21 protein-coding genes and 1 pseudogene are annotated in these 20954 nt (G+C 68.4%); 12 read left to right on the top strand and 10 right to left on the bottom strand.

Annotated features, from left to right (window positions below):
- Genes ON37_RS14295 through ON37_RS14285 form a run of 3 tightly spaced genes read right to left on the bottom strand, consistent with a single transcriptional unit; the run spans position 1 to position 3257 of the window.
- Positions 1-1647, bottom strand: coding sequence for an AMP-binding protein (locus ON37_RS14295; protein ID WP_040719842.1), 1647 nt, complete (start codon positions 1645-1647; stop codon positions 1-3).
- Positions 1637-2596, bottom strand: coding sequence for an SDR family NAD(P)-dependent oxidoreductase (locus ON37_RS14290; RefSeq protein WP_040719841.1), 960 nt, complete (start codon positions 2594-2596; stop codon positions 1637-1639). Before ON37_RS14290 ends, ON37_RS14295 begins: the two co-directional genes overlap by 11 nt.
- The gene (locus ON37_RS14285) at positions 2589-3257 is read right to left on the bottom strand and encodes a TetR/AcrR family transcriptional regulator (RefSeq protein WP_051031585.1); all 669 of its coding nucleotides are present in this window, start codon (positions 3255-3257) and stop codon (positions 2589-2591) included. The genes ON37_RS14290 and ON37_RS14285 overlap by 8 nt, the downstream gene beginning before the upstream one ends.
- A gap of 140 nt (positions 3258-3397) precedes the next feature.
- Between ON37_RS14285 and ON37_RS14280 the strand changes: the two genes are divergently transcribed.
- The 3 genes and pseudogenes from ON37_RS14280 (at position 3398) to ON37_RS14275 (ending at position 5088) form a co-directional block, all read left to right on the top strand.
- Complete coding sequence (locus ON37_RS14280) at positions 3398-4003, top strand: hypothetical protein (RefSeq protein ID WP_210741167.1); 606 nt, start codon at positions 3398-3400, stop codon at positions 4001-4003.
- 58 nt (positions 4004-4061) lie between these two features.
- Positions 4062-4199 (top strand): annotated as a pseudogene (locus ON37_RS34155) (succinyl-CoA--3-ketoacid-CoA transferase); the annotation flags it as partial.
- Positions 4200-4278: 79 nt separating this feature from the next.
- Complete coding sequence (locus tag ON37_RS14275) at positions 4279-5088, top strand: NAD(P)H-binding protein (protein WP_040719839.1); 810 nt, start codon at positions 4279-4281, stop codon at positions 5086-5088.
- Positions 5089-5213: 125 nt separating this feature from the next.
- Here the strand turns inward: ON37_RS14275 and ON37_RS14270 are convergent, their stop codons facing one another.
- The 3 genes from ON37_RS14270 to ON37_RS14260 form a co-directional block, all read right to left on the bottom strand.
- Positions 5214-6503, bottom strand: coding sequence for a sensor domain-containing diguanylate cyclase (locus ON37_RS14270; RefSeq protein ID WP_245553197.1), 1290 nt, complete (start codon positions 6501-6503; stop codon positions 5214-5216).
- A 130-nt stretch (positions 6504-6633) separates the two neighbouring features.
- Positions 6634-7737, bottom strand: coding sequence for a terpene synthase family protein (locus ON37_RS14265; RefSeq protein WP_245553196.1), 1104 nt, complete (start codon positions 7735-7737; stop codon positions 6634-6636).
- 429 nt (positions 7738-8166) lie between these two features.
- Entirely contained in the window at positions 8167-8958 is a 792-nt protein-coding gene (locus tag ON37_RS14260; RefSeq protein WP_040719837.1) for an alpha/beta fold hydrolase, read from the bottom strand.
- A gap of 193 nt (positions 8959-9151) precedes the next feature.
- On the opposite strand from ON37_RS14260, the gene ON37_RS14255 reads away from it, so the two are divergent.
- On the top strand, positions 9152-10363 hold the full coding sequence (locus ON37_RS14255) for an FAD-dependent monooxygenase (protein ID WP_040719836.1): 1212 nt from the start codon (positions 9152-9154) through the stop codon (positions 10361-10363).
- 399 nt (positions 10364-10762) lie between these two features.
- A complete protein-coding gene (locus ON37_RS14250; protein ID WP_040719834.1) occupies positions 10763-11101 on the top strand; it encodes a hypothetical protein in 339 nt (112 codons plus the stop codon).
- Positions 11102-11116: 15 nt separating this feature from the next.
- Here ON37_RS14250 and ON37_RS14245 read toward each other — a convergent pair whose 3' ends face one another.
- On the bottom strand, positions 11117-11416 hold the full coding sequence (locus tag ON37_RS14245) for a hypothetical protein (protein WP_157171456.1): 300 nt from the start codon (positions 11414-11416) through the stop codon (positions 11117-11119).
- Between the two features lie 429 nt (positions 11417-11845).
- Here ON37_RS14245 and ON37_RS14240 point away from each other — a divergent pair, with 429 nt between their 5' ends.
- A complete protein-coding gene (locus ON37_RS14240) occupies positions 11846-12370 on the top strand; it encodes a hypothetical protein (protein WP_051031583.1) in 525 nt (174 codons plus the stop codon).
- Positions 12371-12480: 110 nt separating this feature from the next.
- On the opposite strand, the gene ON37_RS14235 is transcribed toward ON37_RS14240, so the two are convergent.
- Positions 12481-13311, bottom strand: coding sequence for a patatin-like phospholipase family protein (locus tag ON37_RS14235; RefSeq protein WP_083892986.1), 831 nt, complete (start codon positions 13309-13311; stop codon positions 12481-12483).
- Between the two features lie 203 nt (positions 13312-13514).
- Here ON37_RS14235 and ON37_RS14230 point away from each other — a divergent pair, with 203 nt between their 5' ends.
- The 3 genes from ON37_RS14230 (at position 13515) to ON37_RS14220 (ending at position 17546) form a co-directional block, all read left to right on the top strand.
- On the top strand, positions 13515-14942 hold the full coding sequence (locus tag ON37_RS14230) for an ArnT family glycosyltransferase (protein ID WP_051031581.1): 1428 nt from the start codon (positions 13515-13517) through the stop codon (positions 14940-14942).
- A 428-nt stretch (positions 14943-15370) separates the two neighbouring features.
- The gene (locus ON37_RS14225) at positions 15371-16684 is read left to right on the top strand and encodes a prenyltransferase/squalene oxidase repeat-containing protein (protein ID WP_040719830.1); all 1314 of its coding nucleotides are present in this window, start codon (positions 15371-15373) and stop codon (positions 16682-16684) included.
- Between the two features lie 4 nt (positions 16685-16688).
- A complete protein-coding gene (locus tag ON37_RS14220) occupies positions 16689-17546 on the top strand; it encodes an EamA family transporter (protein WP_083892985.1) in 858 nt (285 codons plus the stop codon).
- Here ON37_RS14220 and ON37_RS14215 read toward each other — a convergent pair.
- Entirely contained in the window at positions 17485-18183 is a 699-nt protein-coding gene (locus ON37_RS14215; protein ID WP_040719826.1) for a phosphoribosylanthranilate isomerase, read from the bottom strand. The two genes, ON37_RS14220 and ON37_RS14215, sit on opposite strands and share 62 nt — an antisense overlap.
- Positions 18184-18480: 297 nt before the next feature.
- On the opposite strand from ON37_RS14215, the gene ON37_RS14210 reads away from it, so the two are divergent.
- From ON37_RS14210 to ON37_RS14200, 3 genes are all read left to right on the top strand, one after another.
- Positions 18481-19200, top strand: coding sequence for a 3'(2'),5'-bisphosphate nucleotidase CysQ (locus ON37_RS14210; protein ID WP_040719824.1), 720 nt, complete (start codon positions 18481-18483; stop codon positions 19198-19200).
- A 209-nt stretch (positions 19201-19409) separates the two neighbouring features.
- The gene (locus ON37_RS14205) at positions 19410-19880 is read left to right on the top strand and encodes an RDD family protein (RefSeq protein ID WP_040719822.1); all 471 of its coding nucleotides are present in this window, start codon (positions 19410-19412) and stop codon (positions 19878-19880) included.
- Between the two features lie 51 nt (positions 19881-19931).
- Positions 19932-20369, top strand: coding sequence for a VOC family protein (locus tag ON37_RS14200; protein ID WP_040719821.1), 438 nt, complete (start codon positions 19932-19934; stop codon positions 20367-20369).
- A gap of 85 nt (positions 20370-20454) precedes the next feature.
- Here ON37_RS14200 and bfr read toward each other — a convergent pair whose 3' ends face one another.
- On the bottom strand, positions 20455-20937 hold the full coding sequence (bfr, locus tag ON37_RS14195; protein WP_040719819.1) for a bacterioferritin: 483 nt from the start codon (positions 20935-20937) through the stop codon (positions 20455-20457).
- Positions 20938-20954 lie beyond the last annotated feature (17 nt).

Genomic DNA, 20954 nt, shown 5'->3' with positions numbered 1-20954 from the left:
TCACGACCGCACGCGCAGTTCGTTCCGCAACACCTTGCCGCTGGCATTGCGCGGGATCTCGTCGAGCACGATGAAACGTTTGGGCACCTTGTAGCGTTCGAGTCCGTCGCGAACATGCCGCTTCAACTCGTCCTCGGTGGGGACCGCGGCGTCGGCGCCGAGGACGATGAACGCGTGCAGGACCTGCCCGAATTCGGCGTCGGGGACGCCGATCACGACCGCCTCGGCGATGTCGGGGTGGGCCGCGAGGCGGTCTTCGACTTCGCCGGGGAAGACGTTCTCGCCACCGGAGACGATCATGTCGTCGGCGCGTCCGTCGATGAACAACCGCCGACGGGCATCGAAGTGTCCCATATCGCCGGTGCTGACGTGCCCGTCGACGATCTCCTTCGCCGATACCCGCACGGTGGTGTCGGGCGTATAGCCGGTGTACTCCAGGCCGCTGCGGACGAAGATCTCACCGGTTTCTCCGAGGGCGGCTTCCGATCGGTCGCGGCGCAGGACGCGCACCGAGACGCCCAGGGCGGTGCGGCCGACGGTATCGGGCGCCTCGACCAGGTCGGGCGCGGTGGCGATGGTGACCAGTCCGGCCTCGGTCGAACCGTAGCCGTTGACCACGATCGGCCCGAACGCGGCGATCAGGGCCGACACGGTGGTGGGCGAGATCGGCGCGGCGCCGGTGACCACGAGGCGCAGTGCCGCCCGCGCCGAGGCGGTGTCGCACAGCGCGGGGTGCGCGAGCATCCGCTGCCACATCACCGGCACGGCCATCGCCACGGTCACCCGATGGCGGGCGATGTCGTCGAGGGCGGTCGCGGCGTCGAATCGGCGGCGGCAGATCGCGGTCGCGCCGAGAGTGAGCGGGCCGAGCAGCGAGAGCAGCCCGAACCCGTGGAACATCGGCGGCGCCACCAGCACCCGATCGGTGGATCGCAGCCGCACGATAGCCATCGCGGTCACGGTCAGCAGCACGATCGCGCGCGGCTTCACCGCTCGCGGGACGCCCTTGGCCAGACCGGTCGTCCCGGAGGTGAGCAGGGTCAAGGTCACCGCCCGCCGCACCCGCGGCGGCGCCGGATGGTGTTGAACCGCGAGCTCGTCCAGCGTAGGCAATGCTGCGGGCCGGGTGCCGGGTTCGCACCAGGCCAGCACGCGCAGGCCGCGATAACCCGCCTGCTCGACGGCGTCGTCGTACTCGTCGTCGTAGATCAGCACGTCCGGGTTGTGCCTGGCGAGAATCGCCTGCAACTGCCGGTGCGGCAGTTCGGTATTGACGAAGATCAACTCGGCGCCCAGCTGTGCGCCGGCGGCCATCGCCTCGGCGAATCCACGATGATTGCGGCAGATGACGGCCACCGAGTTCGGCGGCGTCGCCGAACGAGCGAACAAGGCGGCCGCGATCGCTTCGGCGCGCTGCTGCAGTTGCCTGTATGTCGATTGCCCCGAGTCGTCGATGATCGCGACCTTGTCGGGATGGCGAATCGCGGTGGCCGCCAACAACATCGCAGGGGTGGGGCCGTAGCGATGGAAGCTGCGCGCCAGCGCCACGGCTTTGCGCGGTCCGACCGGGGCGAGCATCCCCGAGGCCGCGATGGCGGGCAGCGCCGAAAGCCACTGACGCAGACTCTGTCCGGACTCAGTGCGCATGCGCGTCCACCCGTGTCTGCTTCGCCGCGGGAGGGGTGAGGCGGGCGAGCGATGCCTGCGTATCGCCGAGGCGGCCGAAGATGCGTTCCACCAGCGGCTCGAGCGGTATCCGGAACAGTGTGGCGAACACCGCGGAGGGGAATCCGTAGAGCGGAGTCATCGTGCGGGGCTTGTTCACCACCGCCTTGGCCAGCACCTGGGCCGCGTCCTGCGGGGTCTGGCCGGGCAGCACCCGCATCCAGCGGCTCGGGGCGCTCATCCTGGTGTGCAGCAGCCCGGCGTAGAAGGTCGTCAGGGTGACGCCGTCCGCGCGGGCTTCGGCGCCGACCGCGCGCATCCACCAGTCGAACGCCAGCTTCGACGACAGGTAGAAGCCCCATTTCGGCGCGTTCGGAAACATGATCCCCACGGTCGACACGTTCACGATGTGGCCGCTGCCCCGTGCGCGCATCCCGGGCAGTAGCGCCAGCGTCAGCCGCATCGGGCCCAGATAGTTGGCGCCGGACGTGGCGGTGATGTCCTTGGGGCGGTCGTAGGACAGGTGGATCGAGCGGCGCAGCGACTTACCGGCGTTGTGGATCAACACGTCGACCTCACCCAGGTCGTAGCGCACCGACGCGGCGAACTCGCTCACCGACTCCGCGCTGGTCAGATCCAACCGATACGGATGGGCTTCACCGCCCGCCGCGGTGATCTCGTCGGCGATCTCGCGCAGCCGCGACATCGTCCGCGCGGCGAGAACCACCCGCGCCCCGGCCCCGGCGAACCACTTCGCGGTGGCTTCGCCGACCCCGTAGGACGCACCGGTGATGACCACGACCTTGCCTTCGACCTCGCGGCGCAACGCGGCCTGGTCGCGCAGGCCGCGCGGGCCGATCAGCCATGCGGCCGCCCGGGCGAGCGGTGTCTCCACGATCCGCGACGGTCGGCTGGGTAGAACGTCAGACATCGTTGCTCACTCCGTTGTGTCCGAGGAAGGTGCCCAGCCCGTGTGCGTCGCTCAGCAGGGCATCGATGGCGCGTTGGCTCAGTTCGATCGAGGGATCCACGCGCAAGGCGCTCAGGCCGGCGCCGAACAGGTTGCCGACGATGAGGCTTTTGACCTGGTCGCGGCTGATTTCGGCAGTGTGCAACCAGTGCACGACCAGTCCCTCCACGAGCGCCACGAACCCGACGATCGCCGTGCGCAGCACCGGCGAGGAGTTCGATCCGGTCAACTCGACCGCCAACGCCTCGATCAAGCGGGCTCGATGCCGATCGTGGATGCTGCGCACTTCCGCGTCGGCGACGTCGGCGATCAGCGCCTCGAAGGAGGCGGGTTGCTGTTCGGCTTCGTCGAGCAACCGGTCGATGCCGCGATTCAACCGATCCAACGCGGGACCGCGCAACGCCAGCAAATCACCCCAGAACTGTTCGGCCGCCGCTTCGAGCACGGCGAGGTAGAAGCCGCGCTTACCGCCGAAGTGATAGCTGATCGAGCCCGTCGCCACGCCGATCGACCGCGCCAGATCCACGATCGAGACCTCTTCGTAGCGGCGGCTGCTGAATGCGGACCTGCCCGCCGCCAGCAGCGCGGCCCGGGACGCCTCACCACGCCGATTGCCTACCACCCAGAGCCCTCCAGATTTTGAATTTGATTCAGTAATCGATGCTAAGGGCGGCCGAACCCGCCGTCAACGGTGTTTTGAATCTGGTTCAAGATATTGCCTCGAGCCGTCGATGGACGCGCCACCCGCCGATCCCGCGGGCCGTGCTCGAAGGCAGTGCCGTGATCGACGGCATCGCCCCCCGGCGTCCGAACGAACTCGCCACGACCTGCGTCGCCGAAGCCGGATTCCGCACCTTCTTCCGGCCTCTCGAGTTTCGGCGGTCGGCCCCCGGGCACTCGCCGGCCATGCTCACCTCGTTGCTGCGTGGCGCCGCGGCCGGTGCGGCGGGTACGACCGCCCTGAACGCCACCACCTATGTGGACATGCTGCTGCGCGGCCGCGACCCCAGCAGCACGCCGGACGAATCGGTCGAGAAGCTGGCCGGCCTCGCCCATCTGTCGATTCCCGGAACGAAACCGCAGCGCGCCAACAGGATCCAGGCCGCCGGGTCCGTGCTGGGCATCGTGACCGGCGTCGGTGTCGGCATGGCGGCCGGTGCGGCCCGCTCGCTGGGTTGGCGTCCGTCGAAACCGGTCGGCACGGTCGTCACGGGAATTGCCGCCATGGTCGGCGCGGCAGCGCCGATGGCTGTTCTGGGCGTGAGTGATCCGCGCCGGTGGTCGGCCGCGGACTGGCTCAGCGACGTGGTGCCGCACCTGGTGTACGGCGCGGTGACGACCGCGACGCTGCAGAGTGAAGCCGGCTGAGACCGGTTGCCGTGGGTGAACTCAGCCCGGGGAACGAGCCCCTCGTGGCCTGCACCTGTCCAGACGACGTCGCCGGATCACGGCCTCGTACGTCGGCGAGAACATGGAGTTCGCCCCGCCGGCATCCGGCCGGCGAACCGGACTGTTTCCGCAGGGCGGTCTCGCCGAACGGTTGCGCGCCGTTGGGGTCGGAATCCACCAGGCCGGGTTTCGAAAGCCTGGAGCCGTGCGGGATCGACCGGGCAGGATGGGGTCGTCGATCGAGAGGGGAACAGATGACGATCCTGGTCACCGGTGCCACCGGAAATATCGGCCGGCTGCTCGTCGATCAGCTGCTCGCCCGCGGGGCGACGAATGTCCGGGCGCTGACCAACAATCCGGCCAGGGCGGCACTGCCTTCGGGTGTGGAGGTGGTCGAGGGCTATCTGCGGCGGCTCGACACCCTGCCCGCCGCGTTCGCGGGCGTCGAGCGGATGTATCTGGCCCCGACCCCGGAGACCGCGACCGAGGTGCTGGCTCTGGCTCGGCAGGCCGGTATCCGGCACGTGGTCGATCTGTCCGGAGAACCGGAAAGTTGGTGGGGCGGTGTGACCGCCGCGGTCGAGGCGAGCGGACTGGCCTGGACGCACCTGTGGCCGGGCGATTTCATGGAGAACGTCCGCATATGGGCGCGGCAGATCCGGGAGATCGGCGCGGTGCACGAACCCTATCCGGACCGGGCGAGCGCGCCGATCGCCATGGCGGACATCGCCGCCGTGGCCGCGGTGGCGCTGCTCGGGACCGGACATGAGGGTGAGTCGTATTCGCTTGCGGGGCCGGAAGTTCTGACCCGGGCCGAACTGGTGCGTCAACTCGGTGTGGCCATAGGCCGCGAGATCCCGTTCGTTCAGGTGTCCCGTGAGCGCACCATCGAGGTGTTGACACCGACCATGGGGGACACCGCCACTTGGTACGTCGACAGCGTGCTCGGGGGAATGACCGAAAATCCCCAGGAGCCAGTGCATTCCGTCGCAGAACTCACCGGGAAGCCCGCGACCTCCTTCGCCGAATGGGCGGCCACCCACGCCGAGAAGGTAATCGCCTAGGCCGTGTTCCGACGGTGGCGAAGGGCAGGGTTGCCGTCCTCGCCGCTGTCGGAGCCGCCGCCCGGCGGCCGCGATGCGACCGTGTCCATTGCGAAGGTCCGCTCGGTGGCTGAAGCCCTGGAACGTTACGCGTTCCGGCGGCCGGCGGAGCCGCTGTGATCGGCCCGCTCGAGATCGTGCACGGTGTGCAGGATCCAGTTGCCCCGGGCGCCCGTTTTGGCGTCGTAGAGCGAGGTGTCGGCCGCGTCGAGTAGCCATTCCGGATCCTTGCCGGCGATCGGTGTGACGACGGCGCCGATGCTGGCCGAGATGTGCAACCGGTGTCCGCCGACGATCAAGGGATGCGAGAGCGCGCCGCGGAGGCGATCCGCCACCGCCGCGACGCGCTGGGTGTCGGCCGGGGGCGGGATGAGGGTGACGAATTCGTCGCCGCCGATCCGGGCGACCAGGCATCCGTCGTCTTGCAGACTGTCGTGCAGGCGGCGAGCGACCGTGGCCAGTACCTGGTCGCCCACGCCGTGCCCGTATCTGTCGTTGACCTCTTTGAAGTGGTCCAGATCGGTGAAGCACATGCCCATCAGGTCGTCCGTCCCGGCCGTGGAGATCATCGTCCGGAGGGTGTCGAGAAGATGCCGGCGATTGGGCAGTTCGGTGAGCGCGTCGTGGCGCGCCTGGTAGTGGAGTTGCTCCTGCAGCTGGTGGCGTTCGGTGACGTCCTCACCGATGGCGAGCAGATAATCCGGCCCGAAGTGGCTGCGGACGTAGGTGATGGCGAAGGTTGCCCATCCGGTACTGCCGTCCGCGCGCTGGAGTCGTCGTTCGATCTTCACGGTGCCCGCCCGGCCCGGGACGAGTTCGTCGTAGACCAGCGCCCGGATCGCGGCCTGATCGTCGGGATGGGCGAAGTCGTAGACGCTGATTCCGCGCAGCGATTCGACGGGTACGCCGATCATGGCGGCCAGGTGGGGATTGGCTTCCAGCAGGACACCATTGGTATCGCCGATGGCGATGGCGATGGAGGCGTGGTCGAAAACGAGCCGGAACCGGCGTTGACCTTCCTCGACGTCGTCGGCCTTCATCGCTTCGGCGAGGAAATGGTGACCATGACCGAACGCCGCGAGCAGCGCGTTCATCCGGGTCCCGGCCTCGGGGTGGTCGCTGTATTCGGTGAGCCGGTGCAGTACCGGGGCGGACAGGACCGGGACGGCCGGATCGGTGAGCTCGGCACCGGCCAGCGCCGCGCCCGCCCGGGATCCGGCCGCCGCGTCGAAGGTCTCCGCGGTGAGGCTGTCGTGCAGTTCGTGCACCAGGTTGCGCAGGAACGCTATTTCTACAGTGGCGTAGGAAGGGTGCGTAATGATCGTCGACAATGCACGCTGCCACTGCTGGGCGAGTGCCGTGCTCAGGTCGTCCACTACAACTCCCCACATCCGATGCGCTTCTGGCGCTACGTCGGGCCCGGTGATCCTCCCCGGCTGGTACTGCTGTTCAAGACGCGGTAATAAAGGTACTGCATGCCCGATTCGTCACCTCATCGGCGGATGCTCAGGGGTGGTGGTGGGCCTCGGCGAATATCGACCGGCCCTTGTAGCGCGGGGTGGCGCACTGCCACACCCAACTGGCTTGGACGCACTGGTCGAGGTCGTCGGCGTGCGCGGTGACGGCGGTGGCCAGTTGCGGGCCGAGTGCGGGGCAGCGGTCGAGCAGGTCCCGGCGCAGCCGGCGAAATTCGGTCAGTCGCTCGCGCACGATCCGCGCGGCGCCGAGCACGGCGTCGGCCAATGTCGTGCCCGGTGAATTGAGCAGCAGAATCGAGATGAGGTTGAAATCCGATCGGTCCACGATGACCTCCTTCTCGAAGGAGAAGACATCGTTCATCAGGGCCCCGATTTCGGCGGTCAGGCGTTCCAGCGTGCGCAGGTCCGCGGCGATGTCGGCGCCGAGTCGGTCCCAAGGCAGCGTGGTGTCGCGGGCGAACTCGCACAGTTGGATGGCGGGGAACATTCCCGAGACCTCGTTGCGCAGCGTGATGTAGTCGTCGACGCTCAGCAGGTCACCGCGCGCGCCGACATTCTGATCGCGGATCGCCGATCGCAGGTGGTCGATCGTCGATGCTCGAAAGCGCTGCAGCCACACGGGTTCGGCTCGGTCGACGAGGGTCGCCAAGAATTCGGTGGTCGCCTCGATGATGGGGGTGGAGTAGTCCGGCGGGATCCGACCGGACTCGAATAATCGGCACAGGTGGTCGACCTCCCGCTGTGCCTGTGCTCGTTCGGCCTCGGACAGATGACTGAACTTCTCCCGGCCGACGGTGTCGTTGAGCGCGAACAGGATTGCGTTGTAGATACCGATGGTCGTCATTCGCGCGAGGCTCACCGTCCGCGGGTGCAGATAGGGCGTCATCGAATTGTAGGCGGCGCCACCGGCTTCCAGCCAGATTCCGTGTTTGCGACAGAAGGCCTCGACTTCCTCGCACGCCTGCTCGCCGAACGGGCTCGGCGTGAAAGTGCGGCAGTAGTCGGCGATATCGCAATCCTGGGTGCTGAACAGAGTACGCAGCGACCAGCGATCCCCGTGTAGAAGTTTGCGGTATTCGGCGTGCATAGCGGCGATATCCGATTCGATCTGCGGCATGTACTGCACAAACATCTCCCAATCCATGAGCGGCATCAGCCGACCCGAAAGCATCGCCGACGAAGGGCGATACCGGCTACGAGTATTTCATCGGCGCGGCCGAATCAATGGCGGTCGCGGTGGTCGACTCGGGCCGCCGACGTGACCCTACAGGGAGGTAGCTGTTGGGTAACTGAGTGGTCCCGCGAGTCGTACCTCTCGACCGGTTCGTGCTTGTGGCCGATCCTTCGGACCGACCCTGCGGGAGGCGGTTCGGCCGCGCCCGCGGACTGCGGGAACGGCGCCCGGGAGCGATGGAGTTACCACGATTTCGGCCCGTGCCGCCACGCGCGTGACGGCCGGCGCTCGTCGGGGATCAGGCAGAACTCGACCGGCAGCCGCGTCGGAGGGTCGCTCCCGGAGTTTCGACGGTTGTTGCGGCACGGGAAGATCCCGGTGCCGTGCTCACCTCGGCAGCGACGCCGAGAGGAATGCCAGCAGGTGCGGTTCCACCGCGTCCGCGTCGGTGAGCGACAGGAAGTGGGCGCCGCCATCGATGATCACCGGAGCCGGGGCGTTGGGCAATGCCGCAGCCAATTCGGCGGCCCGCTCGACCGGATAGGCGGCGTCCGCCGAGCCGTGCAGAACCAAAGCGGGGCAGCGGATCTCACCGGCCCGGTCGAGGATGCTGTCCCGCTCGACCAGCGGGCTGAGGACCCGGTCGATGTGATCGCCGGATAGCTTGCGCCACTTGGCCTGCCAGTGTGCGGCATCGTGTTGGCCCAGGCAGATCGTGGCATTCATGTCGAGCAGCTCTCGGGTCGGACCGAGTTGCCGCCAGGCTGCGGCGGCCTGCCGGTAGGCGTCGGCAGCCTGCGGATCCTCGGCCGCGCCCGAAGTTCCGAGCAATGCGAGCGCGGCCACCCGGTCCGGTGCCAGCAGGGCCATGCGCAACCCGATGAACCCGCCTTGGCTGGTACCCACCACGGCGCACCGCGTGATTCCTAAGTGATCGAGTAGACCGAGCGCATCGCGGGCCACATCCCAATAGGTGAAGGGACCGTCCGCCGGCGTCTCGCCGTGGCCGCGCTCGTCCATGGCGATCAACCGGTAGATGGGGCCGAGTGAGCGGAGTTGCGGGGCGAACATGTCCGCATCCATCAGGTAACTGTGCAACAGCAGGACGACCGGGCCGGAACCGCCGTGGTCGATATAACTCACGACCTGACCGCTGTCGAGCTTCACCGCTGTCCGCATGGGGCCCAGTCTATTCGGCGCCGCCGATCTCCAGATCGGTTCCGGCGGGGACGGACTCGAGGCTCGCCCCGGCGTCCGCAGCGGCATGCCGGCCGGGTGCGTGGCCCGAGTGCGCCACGCCGAATTCGGCATGGCCGAGTCGCGGGCACCGTAGGATTGCGCACCGTATTCCGGTCGGCGACAAGGAGCTCCGGTGAGTGATGTCAGCGTGTTGGTGGCGGGGGCGAGTATCGCGGGGCCCGCGCTGGCGCACTGGCTGCGCCGCCGCGGAGCCGAGGTGACCGTGGTGGAGCGGGCCCCCGAATTGCGTCCCGGTGGGCAGGCCGTCGACGCCCGTGGGGTGACCAAGGAGGTCATCCGGAGGATGGGCTTGGAGCCCGCGGTGCGCGCCGCCTGCACCGAGACCGCCGGCGCCTGCATCGTGGACGCGCACGGGAACGTGTTGGAGACCTTCCGAGCGGACGCCGACGGGGGCGACGGGTACATCTCGGAGATCGAGATCCTGCGCGGCGACCTGGCCCGGGTGCTCTACGACGACACCCGCGACCAGGTCGAGTACCGCTTCGGCGACCGGATCGCCGAACTCGCCCAGGATGCGGACGGCGTGGACGTCACCTTCGCGGCAGGTGATCGTCGGCGGTTCGATCTGGTGATCGGGGCGGATGGACTGCACTCGGCACTGCGGGCGCTGGTCTTCGGGCCGCACGAGCAATTCATCCACCACCTCGGGCACGTGCTGGCGTTCTACAGCGTGCCCAACGCGTTCGGGCTCGATCGGTGGCTGGTCGAGTACCAGGAACCCGGCCGGTCCGCCCTGCTGCGGCCCATCCGCGACGCCACCCGGGCGATGGCCATGTTCTCGTTCGCGTCGGCCGACTTCGACGTCGACTACCGTGACGTTCCGGCCCAGAAGCGGCTGCTGCGCGAGCGCACGGCGGGCCTGGGCTGGTTGACCCGAGACATCCTCGGATACCTGGACGAGTCACCGGACTTCTACCTCGACCAGGTCGCCCAGGTGCGGATGGACCACTGGTGGCGCGGCCGGGTCGGGCTGGTGGGGGATGCGGCGTACAGCTCGTCGCCGCTGTCCGGACAGGGCACCGGACTGGCCTTGGTCGGGGCCTACCTGCTCGCCGGTGAGCTGGCCGCGACCGGCTGGAATCCCGAGGCCGGCTTCGCCCGCTACGAGGCGCGGATGCGCTCGTTCGTCGAGGCCAACCAGGAGATCGGCCGGTTGAACGCGCGCAGCCGCGACGTCCCCGGGCCGCAGGCCGAGCCGGTGCCGGATTTCACGGGGCAGTGGTTCACCGAGTTGGTCGGGCGTGCGCTCAACGGCGTCGACCTCCCCGAGTACGCCGGTGTGCCGGACGCGGGGGCTCCGGCCGCTGCCGCGCCGGAGTCGTAGCCGCTCACGTCGTCCCGGCGCACTGCCGTCCAATATTCGCTATCAATTTGCTGTAATTTGGCGTAGTGCGGCCGACGGTCGGACGGGGCGCTGTCGCCATGTCCTGCGTGGTGACTCGACCCAGTATCGGGGGCGGACATGCGGCGGCGGTGTAAGTGTCCTGTCGTCCCTTCGTGTGCCGCCGAACGTCACGGCAGTGGTAGGTCGAGCCCGTCGTGTCGGCCGGAAGATGGCGGCTCACCGGCAAATCCGAGCGGACACGAGGGTCTGACGCGCCGACGGCCGCCGGTTGCCTGTGGCGGCGAGCGCTCCTTAGCCTGAAGTTTGCTGAATGGATGCTATCGCTCGTGGCTCGCGTCGTCCGATCGTCGTGCCCGGTGGTCTTCGAGGAGGGCAGCGATGAGTTTTGTCGCCCTGGGATTCCTGCACGTCGAAGTGTCGCGGCTGCAGCAAGAATGGGACAGTGCCCAAATTCGCTGTCTGGCACGGCGTTTGGGATATGTGCTGGCCGACATCGTGGTTTTCGCGGATCGCACCGACGACCCCGTCCAGTACCTGATCGGCGCCGTGATCGCCCTGGACGCCGAGGCGGTGATCGTACCCAGCCTCGATCACTTTCCCGGTGGCACCGTTCCCGCCGAGCTCGTCGAGATCACCGACATCGTCACCGCCAGACCACATCACACCTACGCGCGGTGGGCCACCGGCGCACCGCCGGACGATATGCCCACCTGGTGAGACGTCGCGGTCGGATCAGTCCTGGTCCGGATACTGCCATTCCAGATCGATCTCCGCTGCGGGTGCGACCGAGCGAATGGCGGCGGTGATGTCACGCTCGAAATTCGTGCTCCACTCGCCGAACCCGCGAACGATGATCGGGCCGTTCTCGCTGGAGATCTTCACCCAGGGCGGATCGTGGAAGACGCCGACCACCGTCCACGGGTCGATCTCGTGTTCCGCCAGCACCTGCTCCACTGCGGCCTCGACGCTGTCGGCTTCCGCTGGGGAGGAAAGCTTTTCGACATACATCGAGAGATGAACGTTCACCGACACGTGCACACCCCCGGGTATCCGACCGAACGCCGACCATAGCCGCGGCCGGCACCGACTCGCAAATTACTTTCGCACACCGGGTTTTCGAGAGGTCACGGTGGCCCACACCGATCGAGGCCCGGGGAGCGAGCGGGAGCGAACTCGGGAAGGCCGACGGCGGATGCCAGGTGCTGTGATCAGCATCGTTGCCGATGCCGCAGGGTGCGGGCACTATCGAAGACGATCGATCGAGGATGCTCGAGCAGGGCCGCGGGGGCACCGGCCGCCGGATCCGTCGAATCCGTTATCCGTCGAATCCGTTGCGGACGCGAGCGTCTCACGCCGAGGCCATGTGCGCCGCCGGATTCTCGTGCGGCGGCCGGCCGGCCGTCACTGCTCGGCGCCTCGGCGACAGCCGTAACCGATTCGTCGCGGAAAGGAGCGAATGCGATGACCGATACCCTGACCGATATTCCGCTCGCGCCACTGCGGCTCGCGCGCCCGGTCCCGATGGCCCCGGCACCCGCGCACCGCTGGGATCAGGCGACCGGAGCAGCGCGCGAGTGGCAGCAGGCGAAGACGGTGCTCGTCACCCGGGTCACCGGTCCACGCCGGTTGGTGACGGTGCCGCGGCTGGTCGTCCCGGTGGGTGCCCACCAGCTGGCGTTTCGGGTCTGCTCCCAGTCGCCGGAGACCGGTGACCTGATGCGCGACGGCCGAGTGCTGGTCCAGGCCGGCGATTGGCTCGGCCACCCGGCCCTCGGATCCCATCAGCGCCAAGGGCACGCGCAGATCGTGACCGCCGGAACGCTGGTGTCGTTCGTGCAGGCCGAGATCGACGCCAAGTATCGGTGGCGGATTCCGCTGGCGAAGTTCGGTCATCGGCTGGCCCGGGGCAGCGCACCGTACGGCGACGTCGTCGTCCTGGTCACTGTTCAGGACCACCCTGCCCAGTTGTTGCCGCCCGTACCCTGACCCGCACGGTAGCGCCCGGCGGGCGAGGTGCCGACCACCGGGTCCGCGGGCAGGACAGGACATTCCCCGTTGTACGCGGCCTCCCGATCGCCCCGGATTCGGCGTACCGCTCAGCCGGCCCAGACGTCCTTCAGGCGCGGCGCGATGTCCCGGCCGCGCCGCACCCCGGCCTCGTGCGCGGGGACCACCGCGGCCGGGGCGAAGACGTCGGGGCCGATGTCCTCCGGTTCGGGGATGATGGAAAAGACTGTGCCGCTCCCCAGTTCGTTGTCGACGGCGGAGCGCGGGAACAGATGGGCGAGGGGTTCGATCACGACGATCACCGTGGCGTTCGCGGCCAGATCGGCATTGACCGGCGAGCGCAGCCCGCCGTCCATGTAATGGTGGCCGTCGATGGGGATCGGCGGGAAGACGCCGGGTGCGCATGTGCTGGCCGCGACCGCGCGGTCCAGAGGTACGCCGTCGAAGCGGGTCAGCGCGCGAAAGCGGCCCTCGGTCACATCGGTGGCGGTGATGACGATGTCGCCGGCGGGCCATTCGCTGGTGCCGATCAGCCTCGCCATGCGGGCGACGTGATCGTCCGGATCGCCGAGTGACATCTCCAGCGCGCGTGCGCCGCATCGTCGCCATGCTTCCGGGGCGCCCAGTCCGGGAGTCATGAGAATCCCGATGAGCTCGGTGAACGCAGCCGGGTCGGCCGTGCCGGCCGGGGTGTCCGACGCCCGCGGCTGCAGGATCCGCGTGAGGTCACCACCGGCGGCCAGGACGGTGCCGACTATCGATCCGGCGGAGGTGCCGATGATCCGATCGGCGTCCGCCAGTTCCACACCCTCGTCCCGAAGTGCGGTGACCAGCCCGGCCATCCAGCTCAGCCCGACGACACCGCCACCACCGAGAACCAGAGCGCGGCGAATTCCATCGGGTGATATCGGAGCTGCCATGCGAACACTCTATCGAGTCCGCCGACCGGGAGCCGGACCGGCGCAGCGGACCGGTTACCCACCGGAATTCGTCACCACGGCCGCGCCGATTCTCTGTGGGAAACACAACGTACCAGCCGAATCGCCTTGGCTACCATCGTATTTGCCCGATCATCGAGCGATCGGCGGCGGGCCGCCGCCGCACTCACCAAGGAGGGTCGCCGATGCGAGCCGCCGTAGCCGAGGGCGACCGCCGGGCATCGCCGGCGGATCTGCCCGCACTCGCCCTGCCGGAGCTGTCGATACTCGCGGCCGGCCTCCTCGTTCTTCTGACCTGGCGGCTGGGCCGGTACCCGCTGTGGGGTGACGAGCTGTACATGGTCCCGGCGGGCCGGCGATTGTCGTGGAGCTACGCCGACCAAGGGCCGCTGGTTCCGCTGCAGGCATCGCTGTCGGATCTGGTCGCCCCGGGTTCGGCGGTGGCACTGCGGCTCCCGGTGGTGGCGTTGACGGTCGCGACGGTCGTACTCGCCGCGCTGATCGCGCGGGAACTCGGTGGGGGACGGGCAGCCCAGCTGGTGGCGGCGCTCGGATACACGTGCACACCGTTCGCTGTGCAGCAGTCGGCGGCGCTGAGCACGTTCGCCTACGACGCCGCGCTGACCACCTTCGTGTGCTGGCTGGTGATCCGCTGGGTGCACACCCGGCGCGACCGGCTGCTGATCGTGGCGGGCCTCGCCTCGGCGGTCGATTTCCAGGTCAAGTGGCTGATCGTGGCCGTCTGGGGGCTCCTGGCCGTCGGGGTGCTGATCTGGGGACCACGGTCGGTGTTGCGCCGGCCTGCCCTGTGGTCGGCGATCGGCATCGTCGCGGTGTCCACGATCCCGGCACTGCTGTGGCAGGCCCGGCACGGCTGGCCACAGGTCGCGATGGGCGCGGCGATCGAAGCGGAACAGACGACCATGGTCGACGGTCGATTCCTTTCCGCGGCACGGGAACTCGTGCTGACCACCGGGCCCGGTGGAATTCTGCTGTTGATCGGCATCGCGGCCGTGTGGCGGGCACCGGAATTGCGGTCGGTGCGCTTTCTGATCCCCCTGGGCGTGCTGCCGTTGGCGGCAGTTCTGGTGGCGGGGCTGCGCCCGTACTACCTGGGAAGCGGATTCGCGCTGTACTTCGCAGCCGCTGCGGTCCGGCTCGTCGGCGACGGCCTGCACGGCCGCATCGGCAAGCCCCTCGGTGCGTATCTCGCGGCCGGCGTGGTCGTCGTCGTGGCAGCGGTCTGCGTGCTGCCGCTCCCACAATCCCTGCTGCACGGGCCCGCGATTCGCAACGGTGACATGGCGATTCGTGCCCAGTTCTTCGGTCTGCGCGGATGGCCGCAACTGGTCGAGGCGGTCGATCGCGCGAAGGCCTACTTCGGGCCGCCACCCGACAGCGCCACGCGCGTGCTGTACGTCGGCGGTGCCCGCCTGGGCGCAGACCTACCGACTCGCTTCACCGAGGTCACCGCGGTCGGACGTCTGGACGAGGCCACGGGGTTCCAAGGTGTGAACTACGGAATCCGGCTCTGGTTCTGTTCGCATCCTCGGCAACCGTGGTCGCGAATGTGGCCCGAGCTGATGACCTTGCGCATCGAGCACGGCACCTGACGGCCGGTCGCACGCGGTGCGCCCGCCGGGATCGACGGGCCGGGATCGCCCTCGCCGCGGAAGGCGAACCCGGTCACGGGATTTGCCCCGCCTCCCGACGACGACTCCGGTCGGCGCCGGGGCGAGTTGCAATTCGACGTCGGGCCGGACCAGTTTCGGTCACGCGGTGACGGCCCGCTGATAACCCGCCTCGACACGGGCACGCACCGCGACATGTGGCCGGCCGAACGAGATTGGCTACCTGCGCGTTTCGCGGGGTGCCGGCGAACCGGCCGCTCGAGCTCTCGAGATGGAATCGAAATATGTTCGCCACCAACGAATTCGGATCGTCCCGGGACGAGCGGTTTGTCGGAGCACCCGAGTAACTTGGCGGTTATCAGGGCCCCACCGGTAGTCCGCGGGGCAACGTTCTAAGGGGGCGGAGAGCAATGTCGAACATCGACGAGCGTATCCGGATGGCCGTGGAATGGCTGCGCGGCAGCCAGATCCCGCACCTCAGCGGGGGCGCGGGATGGGGTTGGATACCCGATGTACCACCCAACCCGCAGAACACCGCGGAAGTGGTCTGCGTGTTGCACGGGGCCGGCTGTGAGATCCCGCGTGCGGCAAAGGTCACCGCGCTGGTGCGGGCAACTGTCGTGCAACGGCCGAACGGAGACGAGTGGTATTTCCGCACCCCGATCGATGTGGCGTGGCGGATCCGCGCACTGCGGTGCCTGGGGGTCGCCGAGTGCGATCCGGGTCTGGCGGGAGCCGTGCGATCGCTACTGGATCAACAGGATTCGGAAACCGGCGGCTGGCGGATGTCGGGTTTCCTGGGCCCGGTGTCGATTACCGCGACCGCCGCCGCCGTCGAGGCGCTGATCGGTGACGGCGGCTTCGACGGGGAACGGCACCAAGCCATCTCGCGTGGGATCGGCTATCTGGTGGCGGCGATGTATCAGGAACCGCGATCGCTGCCGATGTACGCGGCAGCCCACATCGCGACCGTGCTCGCCCGCCCGGAAATCGTCCGGATCGGCGACAAGCGTGCCGAGCGGGCCTGCGAGTTGGCGGTCAAGCGGCTGCTGACCGGACTGCGCCGCGGCGAATACGAGATCGAGACCGAGATCTTTCGGCGCGACGACCTCGTCGACACCTGGCGGCACCTGACGCTGCATCTGGCGGTCGGTGCGGTGATAGCGGCCGACAGCCGTACCATTTTCGATCCGGCGGTGCGGGCGGCGATCGTCGCGCTGCTGGATATGCAGGAGATGGACGCGATGGCGATCTATCGTGGCGGATTCCGGATCTCCGACGAAGGCCCGGTCACCTCGTACGCCACCACTCAAGCGCTGGAAGCGCTGCTCCAGGTGCGCCCGGCGATCAACGAGCGCGTCAATCCGGGGAAGGTGTACGACGAGATCTGCCGGGCCGACGGGACCCATCGCACCGATCCCCAGGCCGTCGCGACCGTGCGCGGCCACCGCATGCTGATGAATTCCACTGCCGGACAAGCGCTGCTGTTGGTCGGGGTGGCGGCGGGAGCCACGGTGTTCGGATTGGCGGTCGCCTTCGAAAGCGTCTACGGCACCGTCGGCAGTCGCGCGCTGGTGGTGTGGGGCACGGCGCTCGTCGCCCTCGGCACCTACTGTGGGCTGGCCACCCGGTTCCCGCGGCTGCCCAAACGCCGGGTGGCGAGCGCGGTGTTCGCCGCGTTCACCGCGTTCGTGTTGCCGGTGGTCACCTATCTGCTGGCCTAGACCGATGGGCCCCCCGATTGCGGTGATGGTCCTCGTGACCTGTCTGTGGGGCACCTCGAGTGCCCTGCTGGCGGCGTTGGCGGCCCCGGCGACCGCGGGGCTGGTCGCGCTCGGCGGGGCGGTTCCGCTGCTGGTGTCGGCCAGGCTGCGTGGACAGCATCCCTGGGCAACGTTTCTGGCCCAGCCGGCGCTGTATCTCCGGCTGGGCACGCTGGAGGCCGCGAATCTGGCGCTCTACATCGCGGCGCTGCGGCTGGGCCCGCTGCCGGTGGTGGTCGCGCTGCACCTGACAGCGCCGGTGCTGATCATCGCCGCGGCGTTGGTGCGGGGACGGCGGGCACCGACCCTGCCGGTGCTGCTCGAACTGCTGCTCGTCGCCCTGGCGATCTGGCTGGTGGCCACGCCCCACCCGGGCGGTTCGGCGGCAGGAGCGGCGGTCGCGGGATGTGGGTTGGCGCTCGGCAGCGCCGCGTGCGTGGCGCTGCTGGTGAGTGTGATCGCCCGGCAGCCGGGGCCGAACCATACGGCCACCGCGGCGGCACTGCAATTGCTGCTGGGTGGAATCGCCAGCAGCCCACTGCTGTTGCTCGATCCGCCGCGGGCGCCGGTCGCGGCCGGCCTGCTCGCGGTGGGCGCAGTCCTCCTGGGTCCGGGCTTCGCCCTGTATTGGCAGGCGCTGCGATGGCTGGATGCGGCGACGGCGAGCGTCCTCGGGCTGAACGAGGCAGTGGTCGCGACGCTGGTAGGGGCGGTCTGGACGCAGCGCCCACCCACCGCCGCCACCGCCGCGGCGGGTGCGCTCATTCTGATCGCGGTCGGGCTAGAGCAGCGTTCGGCACCACGACACCGTGTGCCGCCCTGACGAATTCGCAGCACGACGCGGGATCCTTGTCGCCCCGGGAATCGTCGACGCCGGAGTTCACATCGACCCAGGCCGGTCCCACGGTTTCGATCGCGGCGGCGACGTTGCCCGGGTGCAGTCCGCCGGCGAGCATGACCGGAAAATCCGATCCGGCGAACAATTCGACGATGCGGGCGCTGATCGTCCAGTCATGGGTGCGCCCGGTTCCGCCGAGCCGGTGCGCCGACCTCGAATCGAGCACTATCCCATCGCAATTCGGCGCCGCCCGCACGGCGGCGCCGACCGCCTCCGGCCCCGTCACATGGACGGCGCGGATCACCCGCCGGCCGGCGGCGCCCCGGCGGACCGCGCGCACCGTGTCGAGCGAGATCAGCCCGTGCAACTGGATGCAGTCCACCCCGATCCGGTCGGCGCGGCGCAAGATGGCGTCCGCATCCGTGAGATGGGTGACCAGGACGCGTTCGATCGACGACGGCGCCAATCGCGACAACCGCCGCGCCCGTTCGACGTCGAGCTCGTCTTCGCTGAAATGTGTCGTGCCCGAAATGAATCCGGCCGCGTCGGCGTCGGCCGCGACGACGGCCCGGAGGTCGGATTCGCTCCGGATGCCGCAGATTTTCGCTCGGACATTGATCATCGGCACACGATACTGCTCGGACTGTGCCGATCCGGCGGAGTGCGCGTTATCGGATGTAAACCCAGTATGAACGCTGTCGGCGCGGGCCGAACTATGAACGCTGTCGGCGCGGGCCGAAATCGTCGATCCGGGTTCCGCGGCAGCAGGGGGTCCGGCGCGGCCGCAGTGGCGACTGGCACACTGCAAGGGTCCCGTCGATCGTTCGCGGGACAACGCGGTCACCGGCGGACGAGCCGGTGCGGAGGTGCGTTCGGCCGGCGTTGGTTCGCCGGTCCGGCGGGAGAGTGAGAATCGACTATGGACGACCACGCGGTGGCCGCCGAGCTCGCCCGAGAGGCCGGCGAGCTCCTGCTCAAGATCCGTGACCAGGGTGGCGCGGTGGGGGACAGGCGCTCCGACGAACTGCTGCTGAAGCGGCTGGCGGAGCTGCGGCCCGATGACGCGGTCCTGTCGGAGGAAAGTACCGACGACCCGATTCGCTTGTCCCGCAGCCGAGTCTGGATCGTCGATCCGCTCGACGGCACCCGTGAATACGGACAGCCGCCGCGCGCGGACTGGGCCGTGCACGTGGCGCTGGCCGTGGACGGGCGAGCGGAGGTGGGCGCGGTCGCGCTGCCGGTGCCCGGCCTGGTTCTCGGCACCGGTAGGCCACCGGTGCTGCCGCCGCCCGGCGGCGGGCCGCTGCGCATCGCCGTCTCCCGCAGCCGCCCGCCGGCCTGTGTGCACCATCTGGTCGCCGCCCTGGACGCCGAGGTGGTCCCGATGGGCTCGGCCGGCGCCAAGGCCATGGCCGTCGTACGCGGCGAGGCCGACATCTACGCCCACTCGGGCGGACAGTACGAATGGGACTCTTGCGCCCCGGTAGCGGTCGCCGCCGCCGCGGGCCTGCACACCTCCCGTCTCGACGGCTCCCCGCTGCGCTACAACCAGCCCGACCCCTACCTCCCGGACCTGCTCATCTGCCGCCCGGAACTGGCGGACCGAGTCCTGAAAGCCCTGCGCGATTTCGGCATCTGAATCGCGACCCCCGCTGCTCACCCGGTGCGATTCGCGAAGGGCCGTCGGTACCTCCGTCGAAAGCCGTGTGCCGGATCCTCGTCCGTCCGGCCGGTACACGCCCGAAATGCCGAGTTGCGTCGGCGGGTCGGTCCGGGTGTGCGATGGTTGGGAGGCCAGATCCCGATAGACGGGCGATGTGCGTGGTCGTCCTTCCGAGGAGGAGCGTGATGAGCACCAGCGGATATCAACCTCAATTCGGCGCGGCGGCGGGGGTGGCCCCGGGCGGGCTCGGCAAGCGCGCCGTGGCCCGGTTCATCGACTGGATCATCGCGGGCATCATCGGCGCGATCCTGTTCTGGTTGCTGAACAAATCGGCGCACACGCCGGACTGGGTATCCATCCTGCCCGGCGCCGGTTTCGGTTTCCTGTACTTCGTCGGTTTCGAGATATCGACCGGGGCCACTCCGGGCAAGAAGATTCTGGGGCTGCATGTCAGGGGCTCGAACGGGGCGGACAAGCCGAACATCAAGGATTCCGCACTGCGGAATGGGTACATGCTGCTCAATCTGATTCCCTATGTCGGCGGGCTGCTGTGGTTCATCGCCGCGATAGCGATTGCCGCCACGGTGAGTTCCAGCCCCACGAAGCAGGGCTGGCACGACAGATTCGCCGGCGGCACGCAGGTGGTCGAGGGCTGAATTCGGTTCGTCACCGGAATCGGCGAATTCGGCTGGGTATCATGCCCACTCATGTCCATCAAACTCGAGAACGTCGGCATCGCCGTCCGTGATCTCGAAGCAGCGGTTGCCTTTTTCACCGACCTCGGTCTCACCGTGATCGGGCGCGACACGGTCAGTGGCGAGTGGACCGACACCGCTGTCGGTCTCGACGGCAATCACGTCAAGATTGCGATGCTCCGGACGCCGGACGGTCACGGTCGCCTCGAGCTGTTCGAGTACATCCATCCCGAAGCGATCGAGTCGAATCCGACCCGCCCCAACGAAATCGGCATGCACCGCGTTGCCTTTTCGGTGGACGACCTCGACAAGGCCCTCGAGATCGCGGCGAAGCACGGATGCCATCCGCTGCGCGGCGTCGCGACCTATGCCGATGTCTACAAGCTCACCTACCTGCGCGGCCCCAGCGGCATCCTCGTGATGCTCGCCCAGGAGCTGAAGCAGAACTGACGGCGGATCGACGGGACCGTGCCGCCGACCCCGATACGTCACCGCCCGGCCGCGGTATTCGTCCCGGCCGGGCGGTGAGCCGGCGTCAGTCGCCTTCGGGGGTATCGGTGTAGCGCTGCAGATACAGCTGCTCGCCGAGCGCTCCCAGCAGTGCGATCTCGGTTTCGAGATAGTCCACGTGGCTTTCTTCGTCCTCGAGGATCGATTCGAAGATCCGCGCGGAGGTCACATCACCGCGCGAACGCATCAGCTCGATGCCGCCGCGCAGCCGGGTCACGGCCTCCATCTCGATCTGCAGATCGGCCCGCAACTGCTCCGGCACGGTCTGGCCGATCCGCAGCGGATTCAGCTTCTGATAGTTCGGCAGGCCGTCGAGGAACAGGATCCGATCGGTGAGCACCTCGGCGTGCTTCATCTCATCGATGGATTCGTATCGGGTGTGCTTGGCCAGCTTGGTGTAGCCCCAGTTCTCCTGCATCTTGGCGTGCAGGAAGTACTGGTTGATCGCCGTGAGTTCGGCCGTCAACTGCTCGTTGAGCAGCGCGATGATGTCCTTGTCGCCTTCCATGATCTGTGATCGTGGCA

Origin of the sequence: Nocardia veterana NBRC 100344 (assembly GCF_000308855.1) — a bacterium.
Classification (GTDB): Bacteria; Actinomycetota; Actinomycetes; order Mycobacteriales; family Mycobacteriaceae; genus Nocardia; species Nocardia veterana.
This window is presented reverse-complemented; position numbering and strand designations above follow the sequence as displayed.